Annotated in this window: 23 protein-coding genes, 3 tRNA genes and 1 pseudogene; 15 read left to right on the forward strand and 12 right to left on the reverse strand. The window is 73.4% G+C overall.

Going from position 1 to position 25919, the window contains the following annotated elements:
* Window positions 1-53: 53 nt before the first annotated feature.
* Complete coding sequence (locus ACGF7U_RS19815; protein ID WP_393108548.1) at window positions 54-1652, reverse strand: ricin-type beta-trefoil lectin domain protein; 1599 nt, start codon at window positions 1650-1652, stop codon at window positions 54-56.
* A gap of 154 nt (window positions 1653-1806) precedes the next feature.
* Window positions 1807-4095, reverse strand: coding sequence for a hypothetical protein (locus ACGF7U_RS19820; RefSeq protein WP_393108550.1), 2289 nt, complete (start codon window positions 4093-4095; stop codon window positions 1807-1809).
* Between the two features lie 122 nt (window positions 4096-4217).
* Here ACGF7U_RS19820 and ACGF7U_RS19825 point away from each other — a divergent pair, with 122 nt between their 5' ends.
* Window positions 4218-4925, forward strand: coding sequence for a glycosyltransferase family 2 protein (locus ACGF7U_RS19825; protein WP_393108666.1), 708 nt, complete (start codon window positions 4218-4220; stop codon window positions 4923-4925).
* A 10-nt stretch (window positions 4926-4935) separates the two neighbouring features.
* Here ACGF7U_RS19825 and ACGF7U_RS19830 read toward each other — a convergent pair whose 3' ends face one another.
* Window positions 4936-5832 (reverse strand): transketolase family protein, encoded by an 897-nt coding sequence (locus ACGF7U_RS19830; protein WP_393108552.1) that lies wholly within the window; start codon window positions 5830-5832, stop codon window positions 4936-4938.
* 2 nt (window positions 5833-5834) lie between these two features.
* Window positions 5835-6578, reverse strand: a complete 744-nt coding sequence (locus ACGF7U_RS19835) for a transketolase (protein WP_393108554.1) — start codon at window positions 6576-6578, stop codon at window positions 5835-5837.
* Window positions 6579-6624: 46 nt separating this feature from the next.
* On the opposite strand from ACGF7U_RS19835, the gene soxR reads away from it, so the two are divergent.
* Window positions 6625-7089: a redox-sensitive transcriptional activator SoxR gene (gene soxR, locus ACGF7U_RS19840; protein WP_393108556.1), complete on the forward strand. Its 465-nt coding sequence runs from the start codon at window positions 6625-6627 to the stop codon at window positions 7087-7089.
* 92 nt (window positions 7090-7181) lie between these two features.
* On the opposite strand, the gene ACGF7U_RS19845 is transcribed toward soxR, so the two are convergent.
* Both ACGF7U_RS19845 and ACGF7U_RS19850 read right to left on the reverse strand, forming a co-directional pair.
* Window positions 7182-8159, reverse strand: coding sequence for an NAD(P)H-quinone oxidoreductase (locus tag ACGF7U_RS19845; RefSeq protein ID WP_393108558.1), 978 nt, complete (start codon window positions 8157-8159; stop codon window positions 7182-7184).
* 9 nt (window positions 8160-8168) lie between these two features.
* Window positions 8169-8720 carry an AAA family ATPase gene (locus ACGF7U_RS19850; protein ID WP_393108560.1) on the reverse strand — a complete coding sequence of 184 codons (552 nt, stop codon included), beginning with the start codon at window positions 8718-8720 and terminating at the stop codon, window positions 8169-8171.
* Between the two features lie 84 nt (window positions 8721-8804).
* Between ACGF7U_RS19850 and ACGF7U_RS19855 the strand changes: the two genes are divergently transcribed.
* Window positions 8805-8893 (forward strand) — tRNA-Ser (locus ACGF7U_RS19855).
* 139 nt (window positions 8894-9032) lie between these two features.
* On the opposite strand, the gene ACGF7U_RS19860 is transcribed toward ACGF7U_RS19855, so the two are convergent.
* Window positions 9033-9785 carry a hypothetical protein gene (locus ACGF7U_RS19860; protein ID WP_393108562.1) on the reverse strand — a complete coding sequence of 251 codons (753 nt, stop codon included), beginning with the start codon at window positions 9783-9785 and terminating at the stop codon, window positions 9033-9035.
* 79 nt (window positions 9786-9864) lie between these two features.
* On the opposite strand from ACGF7U_RS19860, the gene ACGF7U_RS19865 reads away from it, so the two are divergent.
* Both ACGF7U_RS19865 and ACGF7U_RS19870 read left to right on the forward strand, forming a co-directional pair.
* The gene (locus ACGF7U_RS19865) at window positions 9865-10341 is read left to right on the forward strand and encodes an Rrf2 family transcriptional regulator (RefSeq protein ID WP_393108564.1); all 477 of its coding nucleotides are present in this window, start codon (window positions 9865-9867) and stop codon (window positions 10339-10341) included.
* 84 nt (window positions 10342-10425) lie between these two features.
* Window positions 10426-11325 (forward strand): 2-hydroxyacid dehydrogenase, encoded by a 900-nt coding sequence (locus ACGF7U_RS19870; protein WP_393108566.1) that lies wholly within the window; start codon window positions 10426-10428, stop codon window positions 11323-11325.
* A gap of 140 nt (window positions 11326-11465) precedes the next feature.
* Here the strand turns inward: ACGF7U_RS19870 and ACGF7U_RS19875 are convergent, their stop codons facing one another.
* A complete protein-coding gene (locus ACGF7U_RS19875; RefSeq protein ID WP_393108568.1) occupies window positions 11466-12173 on the reverse strand; it encodes a hypothetical protein in 708 nt (235 codons plus the stop codon).
* A 152-nt stretch (window positions 12174-12325) separates the two neighbouring features.
* Between ACGF7U_RS19875 and ACGF7U_RS19880 the strand changes: the two genes are divergently transcribed.
* Window positions 12326-12859: a YbhB/YbcL family Raf kinase inhibitor-like protein gene (locus tag ACGF7U_RS19880; protein ID WP_393108570.1), complete on the forward strand. Its 534-nt coding sequence runs from the start codon at window positions 12326-12328 to the stop codon at window positions 12857-12859.
* A gap of 105 nt (window positions 12860-12964) precedes the next feature.
* On the opposite strand, the gene ACGF7U_RS19885 is transcribed toward ACGF7U_RS19880, so the two are convergent.
* Window positions 12965-13675, reverse strand: a complete 711-nt coding sequence (locus ACGF7U_RS19885) for a class I SAM-dependent methyltransferase (RefSeq protein WP_393108572.1) — start codon at window positions 13673-13675, stop codon at window positions 12965-12967.
* A gap of 212 nt (window positions 13676-13887) precedes the next feature.
* On the opposite strand from ACGF7U_RS19885, the gene ACGF7U_RS19890 reads away from it, so the two are divergent.
* Window positions 13888-15708, forward strand: a complete 1821-nt coding sequence (locus tag ACGF7U_RS19890) for a hypothetical protein (RefSeq protein ID WP_393108574.1) — start codon at window positions 13888-13890, stop codon at window positions 15706-15708.
* A gap of 13 nt (window positions 15709-15721) precedes the next feature.
* Here the strand turns inward: ACGF7U_RS19890 and ACGF7U_RS19895 are convergent, their stop codons facing one another.
* Window positions 15722-16504 carry an IucA/IucC family C-terminal-domain containing protein gene (locus ACGF7U_RS19895; RefSeq protein ID WP_393108668.1) on the reverse strand — a complete coding sequence of 261 codons (783 nt, stop codon included), beginning with the start codon at window positions 16502-16504 and terminating at the stop codon, window positions 15722-15724.
* A gap of 282 nt (window positions 16505-16786) precedes the next feature.
* On the opposite strand from ACGF7U_RS19895, the gene ACGF7U_RS19900 reads away from it, so the two are divergent.
* The gene (locus ACGF7U_RS19900) at window positions 16787-18304 is read left to right on the forward strand and encodes a peptide deformylase (protein WP_393108576.1); all 1518 of its coding nucleotides are present in this window, start codon (window positions 16787-16789) and stop codon (window positions 18302-18304) included.
* A 212-nt stretch (window positions 18305-18516) separates the two neighbouring features.
* Here the strand turns inward: ACGF7U_RS19900 and ACGF7U_RS19905 are convergent, their stop codons facing one another.
* The gene (locus ACGF7U_RS19905) at window positions 18517-19635 is read right to left on the reverse strand and encodes a globin domain-containing protein (protein ID WP_393108578.1); all 1119 of its coding nucleotides are present in this window, start codon (window positions 19633-19635) and stop codon (window positions 18517-18519) included.
* Window positions 19636-19779: 144 nt separating this feature from the next.
* Between ACGF7U_RS19905 and ACGF7U_RS19910 the strand changes: the two genes are divergently transcribed.
* Entirely contained in the window at window positions 19780-20550 is a 771-nt protein-coding gene (locus ACGF7U_RS19910; RefSeq protein WP_393108580.1) for a CPBP family intramembrane glutamic endopeptidase, read from the forward strand.
* 146 nt (window positions 20551-20696) lie between these two features.
* Here ACGF7U_RS19910 and ACGF7U_RS19915 read toward each other — a convergent pair whose 3' ends face one another.
* Window positions 20697-21530 carry a hypothetical protein gene (locus tag ACGF7U_RS19915; protein WP_393108582.1) on the reverse strand — a complete coding sequence of 278 codons (834 nt, stop codon included), beginning with the start codon at window positions 21528-21530 and terminating at the stop codon, window positions 20697-20699.
* 948 nt (window positions 21531-22478) lie between these two features.
* Between ACGF7U_RS19915 and ACGF7U_RS19920 the strand changes: the two genes are divergently transcribed.
* The 6 genes and pseudogenes from ACGF7U_RS19920 to ACGF7U_RS19945 all read left to right on the forward strand — a co-directional run bounded on the left by ACGF7U_RS19920 (window position 22479) and on the right by ACGF7U_RS19945 (window position 25787).
* Window positions 22479-22569, forward strand: a tRNA-Ser gene (locus ACGF7U_RS19920).
* 36 nt (window positions 22570-22605) lie between these two features.
* Window positions 22606-22678 (forward strand) — tRNA-Arg (locus ACGF7U_RS19925).
* Window positions 22679-22928: 250 nt separating this feature from the next.
* Entirely contained in the window at window positions 22929-23219 is a 291-nt protein-coding gene (locus ACGF7U_RS19930; protein WP_393108584.1) for an Lrp/AsnC ligand binding domain-containing protein, read from the forward strand.
* A 259-nt stretch (window positions 23220-23478) separates the two neighbouring features.
* A pseudogene (locus ACGF7U_RS19935) lies at window positions 23479-23836 on the forward strand (IS5/IS1182 family transposase); the annotation flags it as partial.
* A 183-nt stretch (window positions 23837-24019) separates the two neighbouring features.
* The gene (locus ACGF7U_RS19940; protein WP_393108670.1) at window positions 24020-24652 is read left to right on the forward strand and encodes an RNA polymerase sigma factor; all 633 of its coding nucleotides are present in this window, start codon (window positions 24020-24022) and stop codon (window positions 24650-24652) included.
* 7 nt (window positions 24653-24659) lie between these two features.
* The gene (locus ACGF7U_RS19945; protein ID WP_393108586.1) at window positions 24660-25787 is read left to right on the forward strand and encodes a CU044_5270 family protein; all 1128 of its coding nucleotides are present in this window, start codon (window positions 24660-24662) and stop codon (window positions 25785-25787) included.
* The last annotated feature ends 132 nt before the right edge of the window (window positions 25788-25919 follow it).

The raw sequence follows: 25919 nt of genomic DNA on the forward strand, positions 1-25919 counted from the left end.
GCGGGTGGATCGACCCCGACCGCCCGAGCCGGGAACGGCGGGCCGCACCCGGCTCAGTACACCCGGGAGCCGATGAAGTCGTCGTGGCCGTACCCGACCGGGTTGGCGAAGTTGCGGGACTCGAACGACCACTGCTGGCGGGTGCTGGTGGAGCAGGTCGCCAGCCGCAACCGCGGGGTGCCCAGCCACGGGTTGTCGAACGCCAGGCAGAGGTTGGTGGCGCCGGCCGCCTTGATCTGGTTGCCGGCCAGCACGAACTGCTGGTTGGCGCCGCCGTGGCAGTCATGGATGTTGACGGCCGTACCGGAGCTCAGCGTGCCGCCGGAGACGTCCAGGCAGCGGTCGTGGGACAGCTCCGAGTGCAGCGACTGCCGGGCCGGGTCGTACCAGAAGCCCTGGTTGCGCCCGCCGTGGCAGCCGTACGACTGTTGCGGTGTGCCGTTGCGCGAGTCGTACCCCTTGCCGTCCACGCAGGTGCCGGTGGCGGCGTTGCGCAGCTGCTTGAACTCGAACAGCCCCGGGTAGAGCACGCCGTTGCCGGTGCTGGCCGGGTCGACGCAGGTGGCGCGCTGCTGCCCGGCGTTCCAGAACTGGGTGACGCACTGGGCGAACATGCCGTGCCCCCGCTTGTTCGGGTGGAACGACTGCCGCGCCGCGTTCTCGTCCCAGACGCCGATCTCGATGTAGAGGCCGCGCACGGCGGGGTTGTCGGTGCACACCTCGTGCCCGTGGAACAGCCGGCTGGCGTCGAGGTAGCGGGTGCCGGTGTTGGTCGCCGCCGCCCGCAGCGCCGACTCGAACAGCGGCACCGCCTTGTTCCGGGCGAACGCCGCGTCGGCCAGGTAGAGCAGGCAGCCGCCGGCGTACCAGCCGGGGAAGTTCGGGTTGTCCTCGACGTCCGGGCTGCCGGGGCTCGGGTACGACATGAGCACCAGCTCGTAGTCCGACCGCAGGTAGCCGGCGTCGGTCATGGTCTGCCGGATGTCGGTGAGCGCGTCCTCGACCGCCTGCCGGCTGCCGTCGGTGCGGACCGTCCACTGGTCGGTGTAGGTGGGGTAGCAGGGGCCCTGGAAGAAGACCCGGCGGATGGTGCAGTCGGTGGCGACCGGGCCGAACTGGATCGTGCCGTCACCGTTCGCGCCGACCACCACCCAGATCAGCTTGATGTGCGTGTTGCGCGCCTTGATCGCGAGGTGGTCGCCCTGGTTCAGCTCGTTGTGCTGGGTGGGCCCGCCCCGGATCAGGTTCCACGGCGTCGCCCCGGAGCAGGCGATGTTGTACTTCTCGTCGGCGGGGATGCCGGTGCGGAAGACCGCCTGGTCGTACGAGCGGTCGCACCAGTTGCCGGGTTCGTGGGTGCCGGGGACGTAGTTGCCCACCCCCTCGCCCGAGATCTCGCTGTCGCCCATGGTGATCAGCGCGGTGCGGCGCTGCTCGATGGGACGGACGGCGGGCGCGCCGTAGAGCGCGGTGGCCTCGGCGGCGCGGATCGCCTCCAGGTTGCTGGGGAGTGGCTGGATGGCCGGACGGTCGGCCGCGGTGGCGGGGGAGGCCGTTCCGGCGAGCATCGGCAGGACGAGAGCCGCGGCGGCGACGGCGGTGAGCACCCGTCGTCGGGTCGCGCGTTCGCGCCTGGCAGGGGAACCACGCATCGACGCACTCCTTTCGGCTCGATCGCGGGACGTCGATCGAGTTACCAGAAGGTAACCCTCGCTTCGAAAGATGTGAATGCGTCTCGGAATCCTTGCGCGCGGAGTGCAGAACCGGGCGATCCAGGCAAGCCGGGCGGTGCCGGGGCGGCCCGGGTCAGCGCCCGGGCGGCAGGGCGTAGCCCGCGTAGCCCCGGAACTCGACGCGCCAGCCCGCGGGCACCAGCTTCACGCACGCCGGCCGGCTGCCGGTGCAGACGATCGCGTCCACCGAGGCCGGGTCGGCCGGCGGGCGGTCGGGCAGCACGGACTGTAGCGCCACCAGCTCCGGCGGGCGGCCCTCCGCGTCGCGCAGCAGCAGCCACCAGGGGTACTCCCAGTTGTCGTTCTGCTGCACCAGGCCGATCCGGCGGGCGCCCGTCGCGCGGACCGCGTCCGCCGCCCAGCGGAACTCCTCCGCCCACTGGGGACGCCGCAGGAACCGGGTCTCCCACTCGGAGGTGGTGAAGACCGAGCCCGCGCCGACCAGCCGGCGCGGGAAGCCGTACGACACCGCGAGCACCCCGGCCAGCGCGGACGTGGCCAGCACGGCCACCGCGAGCCCGGCCGCCACCGGTCGCCGGCCCGCCATGCCACCGTCCCGCGCGGCCGCCCGGCGGCGGAACAGCGCGTCGAGCCAGAGCCCCGCCAGCGGTACGGCCAGCGCCAGCGCGTAGAGCAGCAGGCGGTTGCCCCACGGCTGCCACTTGACCATCGCGGTGTGCAGCAGCACGGCCACCACCACGACCACCGCGTACGCGCGCAACGGCCCCGCCTGCGCCGGGCTGACCCGGCCCGGTCGGGCCAGCGCGAACGCCGCCCCGACCAGCGCCAGCGCCCCGGCCAGCGGGAAGGCCACCCGGTCCTCGTCCGGATACCAGGACGGCACCGGGAACCGCTCCTGCCCGAAGGTGATGGCCCGGTCCTGGGGGTCGACGCCGATCAGCTCGGCGCCGGCGACGATCGCCCCGGCGCCCGCCCGGCGCAGCGGCGCGAGTGGGGTGTCGAACGCCGTGTGCGCGATGCGCAGCGCGTTGACCAGCACCGAGGGCGGGTCGTGCCGCTCCATGGGGACGGACTCGCGCAGCCGGGGCGGGCCGAGCGGGTGCCCGAACTCGGCGGTCACCCGGGCCAGGAACGGCCCGACCACCACCGCCGCGACCAGCAGGATCAGCACCGACCCGGTCACCGTCCGGGCCACCTGGCGGCCGGGCCGGAGGCCGCCGGGCGCGGCGACCCCACGGACGCCACCGACAGCCGGGGCGCCCGCCGCGCCGCGCCGCTCCGGAGCCGACCCGGCCCCCTGCGGCGTCGCCCCGGCTGGTGCCGCGCCGGCCCGCGCCAGCCGGAGCTGGGCGAGCCCCCAGAGCACCAGCAGCGGCCCGACCGCCATCAGGCCGTTGGTCTTGGTCACCGCGGTCAGTCCCGTGGCCGCCCCCAGCCCGAGCATCGTCCCGACCCCGGTGCGTCGACCCAGCCCGTCCAGTGCCAGCGTGGCCGCGCAGGCCACCCAGGCGGCGCAGACCAGGTCGGTCTGGGTGCTGGTCGCCTGGAGCGTCACCATCGGCGTGGTGGCCAGCACGAACGCGGTCAGCAGCTGGGCGCGGCGGCCCCCACCGAGCTGGGCGGTGATCCGGGTCGCCGCCAGCAGGACGCCGATCCCGGCCGCCCACTGCACGAGGTGGTGCAGCGCGTCCCCGCCGGTGAAGAGGCGCAGGTGCAGCAGCAGGTACTCGGCGCCGGGCGGGATGGTCACCTGCCGGTGGATGGCGGTGGGCCAGAAGTCGAGGTCGCCCTGGGCCACCCAGTGCTCCACCTTCGGCAGGTGGTACGTCTGCGAGTCGAAGTTGTTCGGCTCGGCCAGCAGGGCGATCAGCAGCTCGACCAGGAGCAGCCCTCCGACCGTGCCGGCGAGCAGCCGCTCGCCCCGCCCCGCCGTACGCCAGGCGTCGGCCAGGCGGGCCGACCAGCGGGGACGGCGGGCCGTGGCGGCATCCGGCGCGCCGGGGGCCGGCGGCGGCGCCGGGGCGCCGGGGGCCGGGCCGGTGGTCGCGCCGACCAGGGCGCGGCGCGGCGCGGCGACGGCCTGCGCCGGCGTCGCCGGGCCCCGCGCCGAACCGGCGGCGCTCGCCCGCCGGGCGGCGTCCCGGCGGCGACGCCGCCCGGCGGCCGTCACCGAGGCGGCGAGGAAGAACAGCCAGGCGACGGCGAACGCCGGCAGGGTGAGCAGCCGCAGCGCGCCGAGCAGTTCCACCGTGAGCACGGCGAACGCGCCCGTGACCAGCGCGGCCCGGACCAGCGCGAGGCGCAGCGGCGCCACGGTCTGCGTGGTGGGCCGCAGGGCGACGGTGAGCAGTCCGATCGCGGCGACGGGGGCCAGGGCGAGCGGGTAGCCGGCTGCCGACATGGCGGAAGTAAACACCATCTCCCTGGGGCCGCCACGGTCGATGCCCGCGGTGCTGGTCGCCGCGTCGCTGACCAGCCAGGCTAGGCTAGGGCCGACGTATTGTCGCCACCGTGGAGATTCCCGTGAAGCTCTCGATCCTCATGCCGGTCTACAACGAGGAAGAACGCATCGCGGATGCTCTCAAGCAGGCATTGGCGGTCGACTACCCGTGCGAGATCGAGCTGGTCGTGGTCGACGACGGCAGCCGGGACGGCACCGGTGAGATCCTCGGCCGGGCCGACGACGCGCGCCTGCGGGTCATCACCCACCAGCGCAACGCCGGCAAGGGCGCGGCCATCAAGACGGCGGTCGACAACGCCGAGGGCGACTACATGGTCATCCTCGACGCCGACCTGGAATACGACCCGCAGGACATCCCCAAGCTGCTCGACCCGGTGCTCGACGGGCGGGCCACGGTGGTCTACGGCAACCGCACCTTCGGCAGCCACAGCGCCTACAGCTTCTGGTACGTGATGGGCAACAAGGGCGTCACGATGGCCGCGAACGTGCTGTTCAACTCCTACATCGGCGACCTGGAGACCTGCTTCAAGCTGATGCCGATCGAGCTCTACCGCTCGCTCGACGTCCGCTCGCGCGGCTTCGGGATGGAGGCGGAGGTGACCGGCAAGCTGCTGCGCCGCCGGATCCGCCCCTACGAGGTGCCGATCAGCTACCGCGCGCGGGGCCGCGAGGAGGGCAAGAAGATCACCTGGAAGGACGGCGTCGAGGCGCTCTGGATCCTCGGCCGCGAGCGCACCCGCCGCCGCCCCCTGGGCGCCCCGACCCGCTGACCCCGGCCCGTCAGCCGCGCGCCGACGCCGGCTCCAGGAACCCGCTGACCGAGCGGCGCAGCCCGGCGGCGTCCAGGCCGTGCCAGCGGGTGTGGTCCTCCGCCGAGCCGTAGCGGCGCAGTTCCTCGCGGCCCACGCCGAGGGCCAGCAGCCGGTGCGGCCGGTCGGCCAGCGCCGCCGACACCACCCGCGCCGACGTGCCCGCCAGGTAGGGCTCGACCAGGATGACCTCGGTGCCGGCCAGCGTCCGCAGGCCCGCGACGTCGAACGGCCGGGGCCGGTGGGTGTACGCCACCGTGACGCCCAGGTCGGCCACCGCCGCCAGCGCCGCGTCCAGCACGGGGCCGACCGCGACCAACAGCGGCGCGCCCGGCCCCGCGTCCCGGAGCACCCGCAGCGCGCCGTCGCCGCCGTACGGCCGGTCGTTGTGCAGCGTGGAGAGTCGCAGGTACGCCGACCCGTCGGCGGCCACCGCGTCGCGCAGCAGCGCCGGCACCTCGTCGGGGTGGCCGGGTACGTGCACGGTCCAGCCGTGCAGGGCGTCGACCAGCGAGACGTCGGCCGGCGACAGGTGGGTGCGCCCGGCGGCCGCCCGGTCGTACGACGCGCCGACGCTGACCAGCACCGCGCTCGCGCCCTGGTGGTCCAGGTCCAGCTTGAGCTGCTCGTACGCGCGCTCGACCAGGAACGGGGCGTAGGTGTGCACGATCGGCCGGAGCCCGGTCAGGGCGAGTCCGCCGGCCACACCCACCATCAGCTGCTCCCGGATGCCGACGTTGAGCACCCGGTCCGGGTGCCGCCGAGCGGCGGGCTCGAACGCGGCGGCGGAGATGTCGGCCAGCACCAGCGCCGTACGCGGATCCTCCGCCAGCAGGGCGGTGGTGGTGTCGATGAAGCGGTCCCGCACGGTCACTCCCCCTGGTCGACGACCGCGACGACGACGTGCGGCCGGTGGTTGTCCTGCCCGGTCAGGGCGGTGTGCAGGGCGTCGTGGTCGCGCCCGTCGACGGTGGCGGCGGTCCAGCCGTTGACGGTGAACCGGGCCGCCGCGCCACCCGGCCAGCCGTGCGTGGCGGAGCCGTTGTCGATCACGATGGCGGTCAGGTTGCCCAGGCCGGTCGTCCCCGCGTACGCGATCGCCTCATGGTTGGAGCCCTCGTCCAGCTCCGCGTCGCCGAGCAGCACGAAGACCCGGGGCGTGAGCAGGCCCTGGGCGCGCAGCCCGAGCGCGGTGCCGACGCCGAGCCCGAGCCCGTGCCCGAGCGAGCCGGAGCCGATCTCGACCCCCGGCACCAGCGTCCGGTCGGGGTGGTCGCCGAGCCGGCTGTCGGGCCCGCCCTGGTCGTCCAGCCAGTCGGCGGGGACGAAGCCCTTGGCGGCGAGCACGGCGTAGTAGCCGGCGACGGCATGCCCCTTGGAGAGCAGGAAGCGGTCCCGCTCGGGGTCCTCGACGGTCTCCGGGGTGATCCGCAGGATCCGGTCGTAGAGCACCCAGAGCACGTCGACCGTGGAGCGGACGTTGGCACCGAACTCCCGGCCCGCGCGGACCCGCTCGTACAGCGGCGCGACGGGACCCGGCAGGGGTGGCGTGGTCGGGTCGTGGGGCGGCGGGGCGGTCGTCAGCCGACCCGCCTTGGCGGTCGTCGTGATCATGCCGCTAGTCTGCAAGTTAAAGTCGGCTTCAACTCAAGGCGACGTGATGCACGAGTTACTGACCATCGGCCAACTCTCCACCCGCAGCGGCGTGGCCCCCTCGGCGCTGCGCTACTACGAGCGGCTCGGGCTGATCCAGGCCGAGCGCACGGGCGGCAACCAGCGCCGGTACGCCCGCACCGAGCTGCGCCGGGTCGCGTTCATCCGGATCTCCCAGCAGGTCGGCATCTCGCTGGAGGAGATCCGGGAGGCGCTGGAGTCGCTGCCGGCCTCCCGTACCCCCAGCGCGGAGGACTGGGCGCGGCTCTCCGCGGCCTGGCGGGAGCGACTCAACGAGAAGATCCGGCTGATGACGAAGCTGCGCGACGACCTCGACGGCTGCATCGGCTGCGGCTGCCTGTCCCTGCGGCGCTGCACCCTCTACAACCCGGACGACTCGCTCTCCGGGGAGGGCCCCGGCGCCCGGCTGATGCTCCCCCGCCCGGCCACGGACGCGGCACCGACCGCCTGACGCGCCCGTCGCCCCGGCCGCGCCGGTGCGACCGTGCCGGCGCGGCGGGTCCGGGCTCCGGCACCGGGCTCCGGCGCCGGCCGGATCGCGGGTCAGCCGAGGGTGAGCAGCACCTTGCCGACGTGGTCGCTGGACTCGACCAGGCGGTGCGCCTGCGCCGCCTCGGCGAGCGGTAGCCGGCGGTCCACGATCGGCCGGACCGCCCCGGCCTCGACCAGCGGCCAGACCTGCTGGCGGACGCCGCGGACGATCGCGGCCTTCTGGTCCAGCGGCCGGGACCGCAGCGCGGTGGCCGCGACCGTGCCCCGCTTGGCCAGCAGCGCGCCGAGGTCCAGCTCGCCCTTGCGGCCGCCCTGCATGCCGATCACCACCAGCCGCCCGTCGGCGGCCAGCGCCGCCACGTTCCGGGGCAGGTAGGCGGCGCCCATGATGTCGAGGATGACGTCGGCGCCCCGGCCGTCGGTGACCCGCCGGACCTCCTCGACGAAGTCCTGTTCGCGGTAGTCGATCGTGTGCGCCGCGCCCAGCTCCCGCAGGCGCTCGTGCTTCGCCGCCCGGGCGGTCACGACCACCGTGGCGCCGAGCGCGACCCCGAGCTGGACCGCGAAGGTGCCGATCCCGCTGGCACCGCCGTGCAGCAGCAGCGTCTCGCCCCTCGCGAGCCGGGCGAGCTGCACCACGTTCGACCAGACCGTGCAGGCCACCTCGGGCAGCGCCGCCGCGTCGACCAGGCCGACCCCGGCCGGCACCGGCAGCAACTGCCCGGCGGGCACGGCCACGCGCTCCGCGTAACCGCCGCCGGCCAGCAGCGCGCAGACCTCCTGGCCGACCTCCCAGCCGGTCACGTCGGGCCCGATCGCGCTGATCACGCCGGAGCATTCCAACCCGGGGTACGCGGGCGCGCCCGGCGGCGGCGGGTAGTGCCCCTGCCGTTGCAGCAGGTCCGCGCGGTTCACCGCGGTCGCCCGCACGTCGACGACCACCTCGCCGGGGCCGGGCTCGGGGTCGGGCACCTCGCTCCAGACCAGTGCGTCGGGTCCGCCGGGCTCCGGGATCGTCATCGCGCGCATGCCCTGTGTCTACCCCACCCGCCCGTCGGTCCACGCCCGGGCCAGGATCTCGTCCACCGTCCGCGCCGGGGTCTGCGCGGAGGTGTCCAGCCAGAGCCCGATCCGGGGCGTCTCCGCGCGGAACCGTGCGTCGAGGTCGGCCACCGGCCAGCCGCCGTAGCCGGTCTTGTCCCGGGCCTCCTCGCGGGCGGCGACGGCCTCGGCGTTCGGGGCGAGCACGACCACCGCCAGCGGCCGGTGCCGGATCCGGTCGACCATGGCCGGCAGGTCCGCGCCGAGGATCACGTCCTGGAGCACGACGGTGAAGCCGGCGGTAGCGTAGCCGTCCGCCGCCGCCGCGGCGAGGTCGTAGCGCAGCCGCAACTGCCGCCACGCCTCCTCCGACGGCTCGGCGCTCATGTCCTCCCGGCCGCTCACCACCATCCGCCGGAAGACGTCCCCGCGCAGGTGCACGGAACGGGGCAGCCGCCGGGCCAGCGCCTCGGCCACAGTGGACTTGCCGGCAGCCATGATGCCGGTGATCAGTACGACGGACGGGGTCTCCCACATACCGTCGATCATGTCAGCCCGGCTCCGTGCCCGCTCGCCCGGTGCGCCCTCGTGGCAGACTAGGGACGGTCGCGTACCCCCGTGGGGCGCGGTCCGGGAGGGTTCGCCTAGTGGCCGATGGCGCTGGTCTTGAAAACCGGTAAGGGCAGCGATGTCCTTCGTGGGTTCGAATCCCACACCCTCCGCTCCCTGGCCGGCAGCACCGTCCCTTGGCCGGCGCCTGCGCTGGTCAAGGGACGGTGTGGCGTCCGCTCGGGTGGTTTGTCCGCTCTGAGTGGCTCCCGCTCCGGCTCACTGGTCGTGTCGTGCGCCCGCCCGGCCGGACTACGCCTGATCGGCCGGTGCGGCCACCGGCGCCGGGTGGCTGGAGGTGGCCGTCGGCTGCAGGTGGTTCACCTCGCTCGTCACCCCGGCAGCCGACAGGCGGTCGGTGATCCGGCGCCAGTCGGGGTCGTCGTCGAGCCGGGCCGCGGCCCGGGACCACTGCTCCCCGTCTTCGAACACCGCCAGCGACACCACGAAGCGGCCGTCGCGCACCGGTAGCCGCGGGAACGTGTTCTGCGCCGGCTCGGTGCGCCACATGGCCACCGGTACGCCGAGAACCCGCTGGAGAACCGCGTGCCCGGCGGTGGCCAGCCACGCCTCCGGGCCGGCGTCGGCCGGCAGCGACCACACCTGGGCGACCGCCCAGGTCGGGTCAGCCGTCGGTCCCGGCTGTGCGGGGGCCACCGGCGTCCCCGGACGGTGCGCCGGCTCGGTCGAGCGCAGCAGGAGCACGTCATCGCTGTCGATCATTGTGGCGTTGGCCGCGTCGCGGTGCGCCTGCCACACCGGCCCGAAGTAGAAGGACTCCAGCGCCTCGCGGCGCTGGTCCATCGAGGCGAAGCCGCGGAACCAGACAAATCGGTCGGGGTCGTCCCGATCCCGGAACTGCCCGCCCAGCCGCATTCCGGCCTGCTCCTGGCCCGCGACGAACCATGGCTGGAAGACCCGTTGCAGCTCGTCGAAGTGGCCGGGTCGCAGCGCGTAGCGCCGCATCTCCACCACGGCGCAGCTGGCGAAGTCGGAGGATCGCACGTCAGCCCCTTATCTGTAACAGGAAGTGTTACGTATTATCGTGGTGGGGACCAGAAGCGCAACCCCGGACGGAGACGCCATGGCCGGCAACAGTCGTCTCACCGTGGCCGTTCATGCCCTGTGCTGGCTCGCGCTGGCAGAACGGCACGGCCACACCGGGCTGACCAGTGACCAGATCGCCGCCAGCCTGGACAGCAATCCGGCCGCCGTCCGCCGCGCCCTCGGCCCACTGCGCGATGCCGGGCTGGTCACCACCGACGTCGGTCCCGGTGGCGGGTGGTCGCTGGGGGCGCCAGCCGCCGGCATCACCCTTGCCGACGTGTACGCGGTCGTCGAGCCGGGGGCGGTGTTCGCGCTGCACCCGCATCAGCCCCGCCAGGACTGTCCGGTGGGGTACGGCATCGCGCCGGTCCTGGAGGACATCTACGACCGCGTGGCCCGGGCCGTCGCCGGCGAGTTGTCCCGGCACACGATCGGCGACGTGCTCGACACGCTGCTGCGGCGGCACCCGCTGCCCGTTCCGTGGGCCGGTGTGCCGCTACCGCGCAGCGCCTGATCGCTGACCCCGGCCCCCGCCGAGTTCCTGATCAAGGTTGGCACACGACGTGGCGGCTCGGCCCGATCCAGCATGATGGTCGCCGTGCGCTACTTGATCCCTCACCCCGACGCAGTGGCCGAGCTCGGCGATCTGGACGTCGCGCTGTACGACGGCACTCGACCCCTCCCCGAAGATCTGGACGACGTCGAGTTCTACGCGGTTCCGTACGGGATCATCGATCCGCGCTTCTGCGAGCCGATCGCCGGGATGCCCCGACTCAGGGTGGTGCAGACGGTGACCGCCGGTTACGACCATGTCCTGCCGTACCTGCGGCCCGGCGTGACCCTGGCCAACGGCCGGGGCGTGCACGACGCGGCCACCGCCGAGCTGGCCGTGGCGCTCACCCTCGCCGCCCGGCGCCGGCTGCCGGACTTCGTCCGGGCGGGGAGCGAGGGCCGCTGGGTCCCGGGTTGGTCGACCGGGCTGGCTGACGCCCACGTGCTGATCGTCGGGTACGGCTCGATCGGCGCCGCGATCGAGCGCCGGCTCGCCGGGTTCGAGGTGGAGATCAGCCGGGTGGCACGGAGCGCCCGCCCCGGCGTACGGCCGGTCTCCGAGCTGCCGGAGATGCTGCCACGAGCGGATGTGGTCATCCTGGCCACGCCGCTGACCCCGGAGACCGAGGGCCTGGTGGACAAGGACTTCCTCGCCGGGATGGCCGACGGCGCCCTGCTGGTGAACGTGTCACGGGGGCGGGTGGTGGACACCGGGGCGCTGCTCGCCGAACTCGGCGCGGGCCGGCTGCACGCCGCCCTGGACGTCACCGAACCCGAGCCGCTGCCCGCCGACCACCCGCTGTGGTCGGCGCCGAACGTCCTGATCAGCCCGCACGTCGGCGGCCTGACCGCCGCGTTGGCGCCCCGGGCCCGCCGGCTGCTGGTCGACCAGGTCCGGCGGTACGCGGCGGGTGAGCCGCTCGCGAACGTCGTCGTCGGGCCGTGACCCTCGGATCCCGCCGGGGGTAGGGGCGGCGACGTCCCCTGGTCGGTTCGACCCCCACATCCGCCGCCGACCACCCACAACGCCCCTGACCTGCCTGAACGCTGGCCAAGGGGCGTCGTGGTGGCGGTCGGGTGGTGCGGTCAGTAGTCCAGGAGAAGGGGCTGACGGTGCTTGGTCGCGGTCTCGGCGAGATCGAGCATCACCGCGAGGCCGAACCGTGCGACCTCCGCCACTGTCGGGTCGTCGGTAAACAGCCCTCGCCGCAGCTCGGCCGGGTCGTACCCGGCGAGGACACCGGCTCGTTCGTCCAGCAGGCGCAGCTCCGCGACCAGCCGATCGGTCGAAGCCATCCGGGTCGGCTGCCCCGTCGGTCGGGATGCCTCGAACACGAGCGGATCCTCGGCGAGCGGCAACCACCACTCCACCCCGGACAGCAGACTGAGGTAGCGCTCGGGCTGTGCCGAGGCCGCCTGGTACGCGGGAGCGTCGGCGAACTCGCGCGCGCTGTCCTGCTTGTCCCGAGGGCTCGGGCACAGGTCCGGACGCTCGTCGTACGCGGCGAGCAGCAGGACGGCGCCGAACCCGTCCCAGTCGGGCTTGTCGGTCCAGTACGGCTGGGACGGGTCCTCCGGCCAGTCCACGGGGCCGCCGAGCGCCTCCCCGAGCCACTGTTGCCACTCTCGTACGGCGCTCTGGACCATGTCCGGGTCGGTCTCCCCGTCCTCCTCCTCGTGCGCCCGGAGGACGCGCACGTCGTACCCCTCGCGCGCGCCGATCTGCTGGGTGATGGTCAGCCAGTCGTCGAGGTGGTAGCGGGTCAGTGGTCCGACGTAGAGATCAAGGCCCATGGGGAGGCATTCTTGCCCACGGTGCGTGTGCCGCGTCGAGCCAGGTCGAAGTCGTCTCCGTACGGGACGCCGGGCCCTTCCGGTTCGAGCGCGGGCGTTCGCGGGGTATGAAGGGCGGAGGACAACCCCGCTCACCGGAAGGACGCGTCCCGATGATCCTGGAACGACCGATCGCCCCGGACCCGTACGAGCTGCTGCCGACCGTGTCGTCGTTCACCCTGACCAGTGACGACGTGCAGAACGGCGAGCCGATGGACGCCGCGTACGCCCATGGCAGCGTCGGGGGCGACAACGTCTCGCCGCAGCTGGCCTGGTCCGGCTTCCCGGCCGAGACCAAGGGCTTCGTGGTGACGTGCTTCGACCCGGACGCGCCGACGGGCAGCGGGTTCTGGCACTGGGTCGTGGTCAACCTGCCGGCGAGCGTGACGCGACTGCCGCGGGGAGCGGGGGCGGAGGATCTCGGCGGCGGCTTCACGGTCCGCAACGACTACGGCGATCAGGGCTACGGCGGCGCCGCCCCGCCGCCCGGCGACCGCCCGCACCGCTACGTCTTCGCCGTGCACGCCCTCGACGTGGAGCGCCTCGACGTCACCCCCGACGCCACCCCCGCGTACGTCGGCTTCAACCTGGCCTTCCACACCCTGGCCCGCGCCGTGATCCGCCCCACCTACCAACTCAAGGACTGACCCCGCTATCCCGTCCCCGCGATCTCGCACGTGCTGCCCCCGCACAAGAGGGTGGAAGCCGCGGAACGAGGGCCGACGGTGCGAGATCGCGGGACGGGGACGGGGTCAGGAGGGGACGCGGGCCACGGCGAAGACGGACTGTCCGAACGGAGGGCGGACGCGCTGCTCGGCCGCCTTGGTGGCGGGGAGCACGAAAGTGTCGTAGACCTTGACCATCGGGCCCTCCTTCGGCATCAGCCGGAAGACCTTGGTCGCCATGAAGTAGCCGATCAGGCCGAGCGCGTTCGCGTAGTGGATCTTCTCCACCGTCAGGCCGGCCGCGGTCATCGCGTCGGCCAGGGTCTTCTTGGTGTAGCGGCGCACGTGGCCGGTGGCGATGTCCGCCGGGCTCATCGCGAACTGGAACGCCGGCACGATGATGATGACGTTGCCGCCCGGCCGGACCAGGTCGCGCATGCTGCGCAGCGCGCCCACGTGGTCCTCGATGTGCTCCAGCACGTTGTACGACACCGCGGCGCTGTAGTCGCCCCGCTCCGAGTGCGGCAGCAGCATCTGCCGGACCTCGATGCGGGGCTGGTCGGCCAGCCGCTCCTTCAACGAGACGAGCCGGTCCGGGTCCGCCTCGGTGGCGGTGAAGCGGGGCAGCCGCTCCGCCCACTCCAGCGCGTAGTCGCCGAGCCCGCTGCCGATCTCGATCGGGTTGTCACCGAGGTACGGCACGGCCAGCTCGACGAACCAGCGCCGGTGGTTGACAGCGGTCGCGAGGCCTTCCAGGACCTCGGACTGCACGCGCTGATCCCCAGTGATTTCTGCCATGCGTCGATTCCTCACGATATGAAACTCGACCCGCGCCTGGACCGACAGAGTGAATCATCCGCGCTGAGGGCAGAAGAATCGGGGCACCTTGGTGGCCGAATTGCGGTCGGGGGTGGGCACGTGATCGGCGGTCGGCGAACCCGGCACATGGTACGGCAATACCCCGAAACATGTCACGGTGGCGCCATAGCCTGACTACTCTACGAATCGTTATGACTACTCCTGAATCGGACCTCCCGGCCGGCGCGCCCGCACCCGGGGCGTCGGAGGGCGGGTCCGACCGGGGGTTATGGCCGTGGCGGGGGTGGCGGGCGGACGTCGCCGCCGTGGTCAGCTTCGCCGCGCTCGGCTTCTGGGTGACCGCCCGGCTCTGGCTGCGCCCGTCGCACGGCATCCGGGACAACCGTACGGACCAGTCCCAGTTCGAGTGGATGATGGCGCACGGCGCGCGCGTGGTGACCGATTTTGCTTATCCCTTCACGTCGGACCGGATGAACGTCCCGGACAGCGTCAATCTGATGGCCAATACGTCCGTTCTATCCGTATCTTTGCCAATGACGCCGGTGACGCTGCTGCTCGGTACCCGGGCGTCATTTCTGCTCTTCCTCACGTTGGGCATGATCGCCACGGCGACGGCCTGGTACTTCCTGCTCTCCCGGGTGGTCGTCGGCTCCCGGGGACCGGCCTGGCTCGGCGCGGCGTTCTGCGCGTACGCCCCGGCGATGGTGTCGCACGCGAACGCGCACCCCAACATCGTCTCGCAGTTCGTGGTGCCCCTGATCATCTGGCGGACCCTGCGGCTCGCGGAGCCGGGGCGCTGGGTCCGCAACGGGGTGCTGCTCGCGCTGGTGATCGTCTGGCAGGCCTTCATCAACCTCGAAGTGCTGCTGATGACCGCGATCGGGCTGGGCGTGGTCGTCGGGGCGCTCGCCCTCGGGCGGCCCGAACTGCGCCGCCGGGCGCGGCCGTTCCTCGCCGGCCTCGGCACGGCCGCCGTGGTGGCGCTGATCCTGTTGGCGTACCCGCTCTACGTCCAGTTCTTCGGGCCGGGGGCGTACCACGGGCTGTCCCGGCTGATCCGCGGCTACTCCACGGACCTGGCGTCGTTCGTGGCGTTCTCCCGGGAGTCCCTGGCCGGCGACGCGCGCACCGCCCAAGGGCTGGCGAAGAACCCGACCGAGGAGAACGCCTTCTTCGGCTGGCCGCTGGTGGTGCTCGTCGTCGCCCTGCTCTGGTGGCTGCGCCGGCACGTCGTGGTGCGCGGGATGGCCGTGCTCGCGCTGCTCTTCGGCCTGCTCTCCCTCGGGCGGGAGGTCCAGCTCAACGGCAGGGGGACCGGGGTGCCCGGCCCCTGGGCGGCGCTGGAGGGCCTGCCGATCCTGCACTCGGTGGTGCCCACCCGGTGGGCGCTGGCGATCACCCCGATCGTGGGGGTGCTGCTCGCCCACGGGGCGGAACACGTGCGCGTCCTGGCCGCCCGACACCCGCGGGCCCGCCCGCAGATCCGCTTCGCCGCCGCCACCGTGCTCGCCATGGCGCTGCTGCCGATCCTGCCCACCCCGCTGCCCACCACCCGCCTCGACCCCGTCCCCGCCTTCGTCACCTCCGGCGCCTGGCGGCCGTACGTGGCAGGCGGGCGGAGCATCGTGACCCTCCCGCTGCCCGACACCCACTACGCCGAGCCGTTGCGCTGGTCGGCGCGGACCGGCCTGGACATGCCCATCGCCCGCGGCTACTTCCTCGGCCCGGACACCCGCCCCGGGCGGAACCGGGTCGCCCTGTTCTCCGCCCCGCCCCGGCCGACGAGCGAGTTCTTCGCCGAGATCCGACGGACCGGTGCGGTGCCGCCGATCACCCCGCAGGCGCGGGTCGACGCGGTCGGGGATCTGCGGTACTGGCGGGCGGGCGCGGTGGTCCTCGGGTCGCACCGGCAGGCCGACGCGCTGCGCCGGGGCATGACCGAGCTGACGGGCGTCCGCCCCACGTACACCGGCGGGGTCTGGCTCTGGGACGTGCGCCCGCTCACCGACTAGCGCGACCGGTGCGTCAGGGCTGGCGGACGCAGCAGCCCTGGCAGATCTTGGGCTTGGGGAGGGTGAAGGCGAGGCAGCAGGTGCGGCGCTGCACGGTCGGCTCGCCCGTCGGGCCGGGCACCAGCTCGACCAGGTCGGCGAGATCGAGCGCGCCGAGCAGCGTCTCGATCGTCTCGACCGACGAGCCGGGCAGGCCGTCGGCGGCCCGGAGGATGCCGTGGGCGATGCCGGAGGCGACCGACCCGAGCAGGGTCCGCGCGCCGATCCGGACCTCGGCCTGGATCGCCGCGATCATCGGTGCCAGGTGGGCGTCGAGCAGCGAGGCACGCAGTGCCCGGAGCAGCTCCGCCTCGTCGGCGACGACCCGCACCTCGGGCAGCCCGGAGAGCGCCAGCGGGTCGCTGGGCAGCACCGCGACCGTGGTCGAGCGCCGCAGACCCATGGTGAGCAGCGGGCGGTGGTCCTCGAAGTGGATCAGGACGTCGGCCGGGTCGAGCAGCGGCACCCGCCGCGCGGAGGCCCAACCGAGCACCGCGGGCAGCGCCGTCCAGTAGCTGTACGACTTCCAGGCCAGCGCGGCGCAGGCGTGCGGGGTGCCGCCCCAGCGCAGGGTGGCCGAGTGCAGGAACTCCGGCAGTCGGGTGCCGTCGACCAGCGTGCTGGCCGGGCTCCAGCCGAACTCGTCGGTCACCAGCAGGCCGGGTGCGAGGCCGGGCACGTCGTCGGTGCCGAACATGGCCCGCAGAGCGGTGCTGACCGGGGCCAGCGGCGCGGCGGCGATCTCGCGCCCCGGCATCACCGCTGTCATCCGACTCATCCCCCGTCCGAAGCGCCCTTACTGAGCTAAGGCTACCCTAACCACAGTCCGGCGGCTGAGGGAAGCCTCACCTGTGTCGGATACCCGAGGCGAGGGTCACTCCGGCAGTACGGGTGACTACCCGGGGGTCGGGACGGGAAACGCGGGCGCAGTATCGACACGCGTCGCTTTCTGTCAAGGTTCGTGTCGGCAAGGCGGCACTTGTCGTGTGCGCGCGGCCACAGAACGTGAAACTTGATACTCCCGGCCACGAGGAAGCTGATGACGACCTCACCGCTCGATCGGGCTGCCGACTCCTTCGCTGCCGAACTAGCCCGGCACCGCACGGGGCGGGGGCTGTCCAAGAAGCAACTCGCCACCCTGATGGGATTCGACCCCTCGTACGTGAGCCACGTCGAAGGGCGGCGGCACCGGCCCACCGAGGACTTCGCGCGTCGAGCCGAGGCCGTACTCGAGGCCAGCGGCGCGATCTGGCAGCGCTTCAAGGAGTACGACGAGCTGCGCCACGCCCGCGCCGAACGGGCCCACCGCGATCCGCCCCTGCCCGGGCAGTGGATGCCGCCCGGCACCGGGCTCATCGTCGAGCGGGAACTCGCCACCCTCACCCACCTCGACGACGCGTACCGGTGCGTCATCCGGCGGGAGCTGTACAACGCCGGCACCGAGCCCGTCACCCGCTACCTCGTGCGGGTCGCCGTCGACCGGTACCCCAACGATCCCGGGCGGTCCAACCGGCACCACCGGGAGCACCCGCTCACCTTCGCCGAGCTGCGGTTGCAGGCATACCGGGAGGACGGGGGCGAGCGGGAGGCGATGCACTGGCGGGCCAAGCACGACCGGGACGCCTTCAAGGAGATCTGGCTGCTCTTCGAGAACGCCGACCGGCGCTTCCCGCTCTACCCCGGGGACCGGGCCACCATCGAGTACGCGTACTGCGTCGGGCACGACAAGTGGGGCCCCTGGTTCCAGCGGGCCGTCCGGCTGCCGACCCGGCAGATGGCCGTCCGCCTGGACCTCCCGGTGGCCCTCGACCCGCAGGTCTGGGGCGCGGAGACCTCGCTCTCGGCGGAGGAGGGCCCGCTGCGCACCCCCGTGACCCGCCGCGACGACGGCGACCGGGTGATCTTCGACTGGACCACCGACGACCCGCCGCTCAACGCGCGCTACCGCTTGCAGTGGCGGTTCCGCGCCCGGCCGGACGCCGAACCGGAGGAGGTCGGGCGGGTCCGGCCCAGCGACCGGATGCGCGGCATCGGCATCGTGCAGCGCGGCACCGACCTGCTCCGCCAGCCGGCGCGCCCGTTCGACCTGCCCCGCGAGGAGCAGGTGGCCCGGGAGGTGGTCGACCGCCTCTCGGCCGCCCTGGTCCGCCTCGACGAGCTGCACCCCTTCAGCAAGGGCGTGGGCATCGCCGCCCCGCAGCTCGGCCTCGGCCGGGCCGCGGCGGTGGTCCGGCCTCCCGACCGGTCTGCCGAGCCGGTCGTGCTGCTCAACCCCCGGGTGGTCGACGCCTCCCCCGACACGGACGAGCAGTACGAGGGCTGCCTCTCCTTCTTCGACCACCGTGGGCTGGTGCCCCGGCCGCTCCGGATCGACGTGGAGCACGCCCAGTACGACGGCAGCCGCATCATCACCTCGTTCGAGTTCGGCATGGCCCGGCTCGTCGCGCACGAGATCGATCACCTGGAGGGCCGGCTCTACGTGGACCGGATGGCGCCCGGCGTGCCGCTGGTGCCGGTCGAGGAGTACCGCGAGACCGGCCACCCCTGGCGCTACTGACCCTCACGCGCTGGTGCGGATGCACGACCCGCCTCGCGGGACGGGCGGCCCCCTGCGCCGGCGGCCTCCCGGGCGCGACCACGTCCGCCCGGGTGGGAGGGACGGCCGGGCGGACGTGGTCGGGCAGGGCGGTGCCGGTCCGCCCGTCGGGGACCGGGGCGCGTGCCCCAGGGGGCAGGGGCACGCGCCCCGGTATGGGGGGAGGAACGCTTCTAGAGGTTGCCGAAGGTGTCGTAGCGGGTGTTCTGCGGCGGCACGCCGTCCTCGGCGAGGACGCGCAGCGTGGCCCGGACCATCCGGGCCGAACCCGAGACGTAGCAGTCGTGCGCCGTCCACGGCCCGTAGCGGCTGACCACGTCGGAGATGTCGCCCAGTTCGCCGTCGAAGTCCGGGTCCTCGCTGCACGCCGCGGTGACCGACAGCCACGGGTGCGCCGCCACCAGCTCCCGGAGCCCGGCCAGGCCGTACAGGTCCGCCTCCGTACGGGCGCCGTAGAAGACGTGCACCCACCGGGTCCGGTTGTAGCTCGCCAACTCCTCCACCAGCGCCTTGATCGGGGCGAGCCCGACCCCGCCCGCCACGCAGAGGACGTCGCGCTCCGAGGAGCGGTCCAGCGTCATCGACCCCATCGGTGCCGCGACCCGGAGCAGGTCACCCGGCTTCACCCGGCGGACCAGCGCCCCCGACACCCAGCCGGCCCCCGGGGGCGTACGGACGTGGAACTCCAGCAGGTTGTCGTCGTTCGGGGCGTTCGCCACCGAGTAGGTGCGCCACACCCGGGGGTGGTGACGGGGCACCTCGACGCTGACGTACTGGCCGGCCTTCCAGGGCAGCGGGTGCTGCAACGCGCGGCAGGTCAGCACCGCCGTGTCCGTGCCGTACCGCTCGTGGGTCAGCACCTCCGCGTGCCAGAACGGTGGGTTGTCGTCGGCCGCCGCGCCGGCCAGCATCTTCTCCGAGATCGCCGCGTACGCGTCCCGCCACGCCTGGTCGTACTCCAGGTTCCAGCCGTCGCCGGCGGTGCTGCGCAGCGCGTCCAGCAGCGCGACGCCCATGGTCTCGTAGTGCGTCGCCTCGACGTGGTACTTCCGGTGGTCCCGACCCAGCGAGCGCAGGTACTCGTCGAAGCTCTCCGGGTCGCCGACCGTCTGGCTGGCGGTGACGATCGCCTCCAGGATCCGGTCGCCCTGCCCGGCCATCTGCACCGGGAAGAGCTTGCGCAGCTCGGGGTCGAGCAGGAAGAGCCGGGCGTAGAAGTGGCCGCTCAGCCGCTCCCGGTGCTCCTCGACCAGGGTCCAGCTCTCCTTCAGCAGCCGTGCGAAGTCGTCCACGGGCGCGCTCCTTCTCCTGACGGCGGATCGGGCGCCCATAGAATGTCCACGGAGCGTGCACAGCGGTCGCACAGAATGTGCGATCGGCTCGTGAGGCCCGCTCGGGCGCTGCCGCCGACCGTCGGCGTCGGGCACAGTGGTGCGGTGACCGTTGAGCTGGACCGCCCGGCGACCCGCCGGATGCTCGGCACCGAGACGCTGCTGGTGCTCGGCCTCTCCCTCGGCCAGTCCGCCGTCTACGCGACGGTGTCGATCGTCGCGAAGCTGACCGCCGACGGGCCACTGTCGAAGCAGACCGCCTCGCTCAACACCTCCGTGTCGCCCCGGCCGTGGCTGGACCTCACGTACCAGCTGCTCGGGATCGGCTTCGCGCTGCTGCCGGTGCTGCTCGCCGTACACCTGCTCGCGCGGGACCCCGGCGACCCGGCGCGGACGCTCGGCCTGGACGCCCGGCGGCCCGGTCAGGACCTGGCCCGGGGCGCCGGCCTGGCCGCGCTGATCGGCCTGCCCGGCCTGGCGCTGTTCTGGGCGGCGGCCCGGCTCGGCGTCAACGCCACGCTGGTGCCGGCCGCGCTGCCCGAGTTCTGGTGGACGGTGCCGGTGCTGATCCTGGCCGCCGTGCAGAACTCGGTGCTGGAGGAGGTGATCGTGGTCGGCTACCTGGTCACCCGGCTGCGGCAGCTCCGGTGGCGGCTCGTCGCGATCATCGCGACGAGCGCCGTGCTGCGCGGCTCCTACCACCTGTACCAGGGCTTCGGCGCGTTCGTGGGCAACGTGGTGATGGGCGTCGTGTTCAGCCTGTTCTACCTGCGCACCCGCCGGGTCATGCCGCTGGTGGTCGCGCACACGCTGCTCGACGTGTTCGCCTTCGTCGGCTACGCCCTGCTGCCGAGGGAGTGGTTCGACTGGCTGTGAGCGCCGCGCCGCCCCTCCGCCGCCGCCCTGCTTCCCCCCCGGCTGCCTCTCCTCCCCGCTGCCTCTCCTCCGCGCGATAGATCTTGGTGAGAAGTGGCCCCTCCAGGGGCCGCTCCCTACCAAGATCTATCGGCGTCCCGCGTTCCTCACCCGGGGTGCTTCGCCCGGCCGAGCGGGGGGCGCCGGTAGGCGGAGATCGCCCGCGCGGCGAGCCGCTCTGCCGCCGCCGCGTCGCCCGCCGCCGCCGCGAGCGCCGCCGCACCCGGCAGCAGCCGGGACGCCGCCCGCAGCGCCAGCCAGCCACCCGCCTGGGCGGCCAGCGGCGCGGCCAGCCGCCACGCGGCCTCCGCCGCCCGTGGCCACGGCGCCTCGCCCGGCCCGTCCGCCGCCCGGGCCGCAGCCAGCGCCGCCCGTGCGCTCTCGGCATCCGGGTGCACCCGGGTCAGCACCAGCAGCTCCACCGCCCGGTCCGGGTGCAGCGGGTCCCGGCCGTACGCCGCCGCCAGGTGCAGCACCAGGCCGGCCTGCGTCCACAGCACCGTCGCCAGCTCGGCCAGCGGCGCGAACAGCCCCGCCAGCGCGGCCGTCGCCCCGCCCGCCCCGGCCTGCCGGACGAACCGCCGGGTCGCGAGCCGAGCCAGCCCGTCGGCACCCGCCTCGGGGTACGCGTCGCGTAGCCGCTGCGCCCAGTCGCGGGCGCGCGGCCCGATCGCCTGCACGGCGGCCAGGGCCAGCAGTTCCGGAGCGAACCCGGGATGATCGAGCACCCGCTGGGCGACCTTCCGCAGGGACAACCCTGGCGTACCGGTCGGCTCGCGGCCGCGCTCGACGGACTGCTGCCCGGTGTCCGGCGCGTCGGTACCCGCTCGGGTGCTCGGCGCTCCGGCGCCCGCGCTCACGACCCGGGCGCCGGTGGCGGGGGGCGCGGTGCTGCTCGCGCCCACGGCCGGGGCGCCCGGCTCCGCGGCGTTCGCGCTCACGTCGGCGGTGCTCGCCTCGGTGTCCGGGACCGGGCTCGCGGTGCCGGCCGCGGGGGTGGCGGCTGTGGGAGTGGGGGCCTTTCTGGCCGTCGCCGCCTTCCGAGCGGACGCAGCCCTGGTCCCGGCAGGTGTGGCCGTCGTCTCGGACGCTGCCGGGGCCACCGCCTTCGTCGGTTGCCTGGCCGGCGCCCTCTTCCCCGCCGGCGTCTTCCCCGCCGTGGTCTTCTTCGCCGCCGTGCCCTTCTTCGTCGGTGCTCTCTTCGCGGGGGTGCTGCGGCGTGGCGACTCAGCGGCGGGCGCCGGTGGCCCTTCGTCCGCCGCGCCCGGAGCCTGCGCCGTCGCCGGCCCGTCCGGGACCTGCGCCGTCGTCGGTGCCGCCGCGCTCCGGCTTCCAGGGCCGGTCGTCCCGGCCGGCGGGGTGTCGGCCCGCGCCCCCGGCGCGCTGCCCCCGGTGGCCGCGGGCTCCGCGTCGTGCCTGTGCGGGACATCACGCTGGTCCTCCCCGTCCGCCTGGCCGGCCCGGCCGCCCGGCGCCGGCGAAGCCGCCGGGCCGGGCTGGCGGGGCAGCGGCGGGTCGGCTGCGGGCGGCTGGAAGAGCACCGCCGGGGCCGGCTTCGCGCGTCGGGGGCGCTCCTCCGGATCCTCCGTCCGCCGAGGCGGCTCCGGGGGTGCGGGAGGCGGCGTGAAGGTCGGCTCCGGGGAGCGTCGCCGCGCCCCCTCAGCAGGCTCTCGACGGGTCGGCTCGCGCGGCGGCTGCTCCTGCATATCGATGGAGCGTAGTCCCGATCACGTGCGCGCACAGCCGGGAAATGCGAGGCCGGGGAGTGCGCCGGCCGCACTCCGGGCACCTCGGCCCGCCGGACGGTCGGGCGTGCCGGGGGAAGTCGCTTTGCTCCCGATCGGTGCGGCCATGTATCCTCGGGCGCGGTGGTCTGCAGAGGTCACCGGGGAGACTTCGCCTAGTCTGGTCTATGGCGCCGCACTGCTAATGCGGTTGGGGTCTTAAAGCCCCTCCCGGGTTCGAATCCCGGAGTCTCCGCGCGAAAGCCGGGTGTGTAGACTGGCTGAGCACCAAGCGCCCGTAGCTCAACGGATAGAGCATCTGACTACGGATCAGAAGGTTAGGGGTTCGAGTCCCTTCGGGCGCGCAAGATCACAAGGGGTCTGACCTGCCTGTGTGGCGGTCAGACCTCTTCGTTTGTTCGTCCCAGGTGGTCGGTTGGGTGCTCGTCGGGTGCTCCTGCGACGAGCATCCCTCACGTCCGACCCTGCCCCGCGGCGATTGTTGCGTCCGGGCCGGGTCTTGATCGCCGCCTTGAGGACTCGGGCGTCATCAAGGGCTACGGAGCCCACCTCGACCTCGACCTCGCCCGGCTCGGGCTGGGCCTGCGCGCCCATGTGTCCCTGCGTCCCCGGCACCGTTCCGTCCGCAACTCCCAGGGCCTGCGTGAGCGCCTGCTCACTATCGGGCACGTGCTCTCCTGCGTCCATGTCACCGGGCACAACTGCTACGAGCTGACCATCGCCGTGCGGGACGCGGAGCACCTGGAGCAGGTCATCGAGCGCCTCACGGAACTGGGCGACACCACCACCGCCGTCGTCCTCTCCGAGCCCGTACACCCACGTGACGTCGACATCGCCGCATGGATCGCGAAAGACGGGGCTGGGCCACGCTGCTGGGGCGAGTAGGTTGAGCGATCCCACTCGACACCCTCATCGTCGGGTGCCGAGCCCAGAGGCCGTCGCCGTCCATCATCGATGGTGTCGACGGGGGCAGACAGGCGAAGGCGTCCAGCGGCCGGGTCGTCGTACCCCGATCGCTGCGCACCTCCTGCTGGGACTGCCCGTGCTCGGGCGCTCATCAGCCGGCGCGGGTCCAGCTCGATCAGCCGCGCCCTGCCGGTGGACATCACCGGGGACATCTGGGCCCAGCGCAGCGGCCGGTCCGGGCTGTTCCGCGCCCGAACAGCACCGGCGTCGTACCCGCCGCAAGCGGCGTGCGTTGAGCTGCTTCGAACAGGCCGTGCTGGTTCTGCGCTGGCTGCTCGACGGCGCCCGGTTGAAGCAACTGGCCCGCGACAACGGGGTCAGCCGGTCGACCGGCTACGACTACGTGCACGAGGGCGTCAACGGCCTGGCCGCCTAAGCTTCCGGCGCGCTGCTGGCCGCGAAAGCCGCAGGGTACGACCACGTCCCGCTCGCCGGAACCCTGATCGAAACGGACCGGATCGCCACACCCGGCCCCACCGCCGGCGTGGATCTGGTGGTCGGCGAAGCACAAGAACCACGACGGGACCGTCCAGGTCCGGCCGCCCGGACGCGGGCAGGTGAGGCAGCCCGAACCCGATCAGTCGCGGGCCAGACTCCCGGGTCGGTGGCGGAGCCGCAAAGATCTTGCCGCCCGGCGTGAAGGGATCGGCGGCGATCGGGCGTACAGGACCGACCCCCAACCGTCGCTCGTAAGGAACACGCATGACGGGACACGCGACGTGACCACTCCAACCCAGCAGACACAGCGAGGTGACATCGACCTGCTCCTCCAGTCAAGGGCCGAACCGGAGTGCTTCGCCCGGCTGTTCGATCGGTACCACCCGGAGATCCACCGGTTCGTCGCCAACCGGCTCGGACCGGATCTCGCCGACGACTTGGCAGCGGAGACATTTCTGGTGGCCTTCGACAAGCGGAGCCGCTTCGACCCCGACCCGCACACCGGGGGCGGGCACGTGCGGGCCTGGCTGTACGGCATCGCCACCAACCTGATCCGTCGCCACCACCGGGCCGAGGCGCGCAGGTACCGGGCCCTGGCCCGGACGCCGAGCACGTCATTGGCCGACGACCACGACGATCTGGTGGCCGCACGGGTCAGCGCCCAGCGCGTCCAGCGTGCGCTCGCAGCCGCGCTCACGTCGCTGTCGGCGCGGGACCGGGACGTGATCCTGCTCGTCGCGTTCGGCGAACTCGACTACGGCGAGGTCGCTGCCGCGCTGGGGATTCCCTACGGAACCGTCTGTTCCCGGCTGAACCGGGCGCGACGGAAGGTGCGCAAGGCATTGGGTGGGGCCGATCCCACCCGCTACGGACAGGGCTGTGACGAGTGGAGCTGCGAGGGCGAGCATGAATGAGATCCAGATGATTCGGGAAGCGCTCGACGTGGCACGGGAGCCGTCTGCGAACGCGACCCTCCGGGCCCGGGCGGCACTGATGGACCGGGCGAACGCCGTATCGGGTGGTCGGCCGGCGGCCAATCGGGGCCGGCGGGCGGCGATGGGCCGGTGGTGGCCGGTGGCCGCGGTGGGGCTCAGCGGCGCGCTGGCCGCCGCTCTGGTCGTACCGATGATCGGTGGTCCGGTCGCGCCGGCCACGAACGGTCCGGTCCGGTCGGAGCCGGGCGTGACGGTCGTCGCCGACGGGGCCGACGCGGGCATGGTGTTGCAGCTCGCCGCCGCGGCCGCGCCGGCCGACCAGGCTCTGTCGGTCCGCCCCGGGCAGTACATCTATCAGCGCAGCATGGGGGCCGGTGTCTCGACGGTGGGGGATGTCGACGGCGGCGGCCCGGTGGCCCGGATCGTCGAGTCCTACCGGTACGAAGGGTGGTTCGAGCCGCAGGGCATGCGGGCGCAGCGCACCCGGCGGGCGGACGGTGAGCACCGCACGCCGCTCACGCCGGCGGACGTGGAGGCGGTCCGGAAGCTGCGGTACGACCTGAACGCACCGCCGGAGGTCTTGGACGACGGGCCGGCCCCGGCCCCGTCGTTCCCCGCCGACTGCGAGACCTGCCCGGTGGTGCGGGACCCGGGTCAGCTGTCTCACCCCACGCCGGGATACCTCGCGAGCCTGCCCACCGACCCGGCCCAGCTGCTCGCCACGCTCCGCACCGCCGTCGGCGACCAGAACAAGCACTCGCCGGACCAGCAGGTGTTCCAAGCGATCCGGGAGCTGCTGCGGCAGGCGGACGGGATCATGCCGCCGGTCCTGCGAGCGGCGCTCTACCGGAGCATCGCGCTGATTCCCGGGGTACGGCGGGTCGAGGGGCAGGTCACGCTGGGCGATCAGAAGGGCGTCGCGGTCGGCCTCGTCGAGGACGCGGCCACGGATCTGGCCCTGCGTGACGAGATCGTCTTCGACCTCACCGGACGCCGACTCGTCGGGATGCGGACGGTGCTGACCAGGTCCGCCAGGGGCATGCCGGCCGGCACCGTCATGCATTGGGAGGTCATCGAGAACTCGGTCGTCGACAGGGTCGGCCAGACCGGCTGACCCGCGCTTTCCCGCCCGAGCCGCGAGGCCGTCCACCGGGTGGGCCGGCGGTCCACCCTGCCGACCGGCGTCCGGGCGCCGCCCACCCGAGGCCGGCCTCACGCCGACATCAGTTCCCACCGGAGATCTGGA

The organism is Micromonospora sp. NPDC047670, from assembly GCF_043204915.1.
In the GTDB taxonomy this organism is placed as follows: Bacteria; Actinomycetota; Actinomycetes; order Mycobacteriales; family Micromonosporaceae; genus Micromonospora.

Excerpts from the sequence above, each read along its gene's own strand:
- ACGF7U_RS19815 (WP_393108548.1), bottom strand. The coding sequence starts at position 1,652 with ATGCGTGGTTCCCCTGCCAGGCGCGAACGCGCGACCCGACGACGGGTG.
- ACGF7U_RS19820 (WP_393108550.1), bottom strand. The coding sequence starts at position 4,095 with ATGTCGGCAGCCGGCTACCCGCTCGCCCTGGCCCCCGTCGCCGCGATC.
- ACGF7U_RS19835 (WP_393108554.1), bottom strand. The coding sequence starts at position 6,578 with ATGATCACGACGACCGCCAAGGCGGGTCGGCTGACGACCGCCCCGCCG.
- soxR (WP_393108556.1), top strand. The coding sequence starts at position 6,625 with ATGCACGAGTTACTGACCATCGGCCAACTCTCCACCCGCAGCGGCGTG.
- ACGF7U_RS19845 (WP_393108558.1), bottom strand. The coding sequence starts at position 8,159 with ATGCGCGCGATGACGATCCCGGAGCCCGGCGGACCCGACGCACTGGTC.
- ACGF7U_RS19850 (WP_393108560.1), bottom strand. The coding sequence starts at position 8,720 with ATGATCGACGGTATGTGGGAGACCCCGTCCGTCGTACTGATCACCGGC.
- ACGF7U_RS19865 (WP_393108564.1), top strand. The coding sequence starts at position 9,865 with ATGGCCGGCAACAGTCGTCTCACCGTGGCCGTTCATGCCCTGTGCTGG.
- ACGF7U_RS19875 (WP_393108568.1), bottom strand. The coding sequence starts at position 12,173 with ATGGGCCTTGATCTCTACGTCGGACCACTGACCCGCTACCACCTCGAC.
- ACGF7U_RS19880 (WP_393108570.1), top strand. The coding sequence starts at position 12,326 with ATGATCCTGGAACGACCGATCGCCCCGGACCCGTACGAGCTGCTGCCG.
- ACGF7U_RS19885 (WP_393108572.1), bottom strand. The coding sequence starts at position 13,675 with ATGGCAGAAATCACTGGGGATCAGCGCGTGCAGTCCGAGGTCCTGGAA.
- ACGF7U_RS19890 (WP_393108574.1), top strand. The coding sequence starts at position 13,888 with ATGACTACTCCTGAATCGGACCTCCCGGCCGGCGCGCCCGCACCCGGG.
- ACGF7U_RS19895 (WP_393108668.1), bottom strand. The coding sequence starts at position 16,504 with ATGCCGGGGCGCGAGATCGCCGCCGCGCCGCTGGCCCCGGTCAGCACC.
- ACGF7U_RS19900 (WP_393108576.1), top strand. The coding sequence starts at position 16,787 with ATGACGACCTCACCGCTCGATCGGGCTGCCGACTCCTTCGCTGCCGAA.
- ACGF7U_RS19945 (WP_393108586.1), top strand. The coding sequence starts at position 24,660 with ATGATTCGGGAAGCGCTCGACGTGGCACGGGAGCCGTCTGCGAACGCG.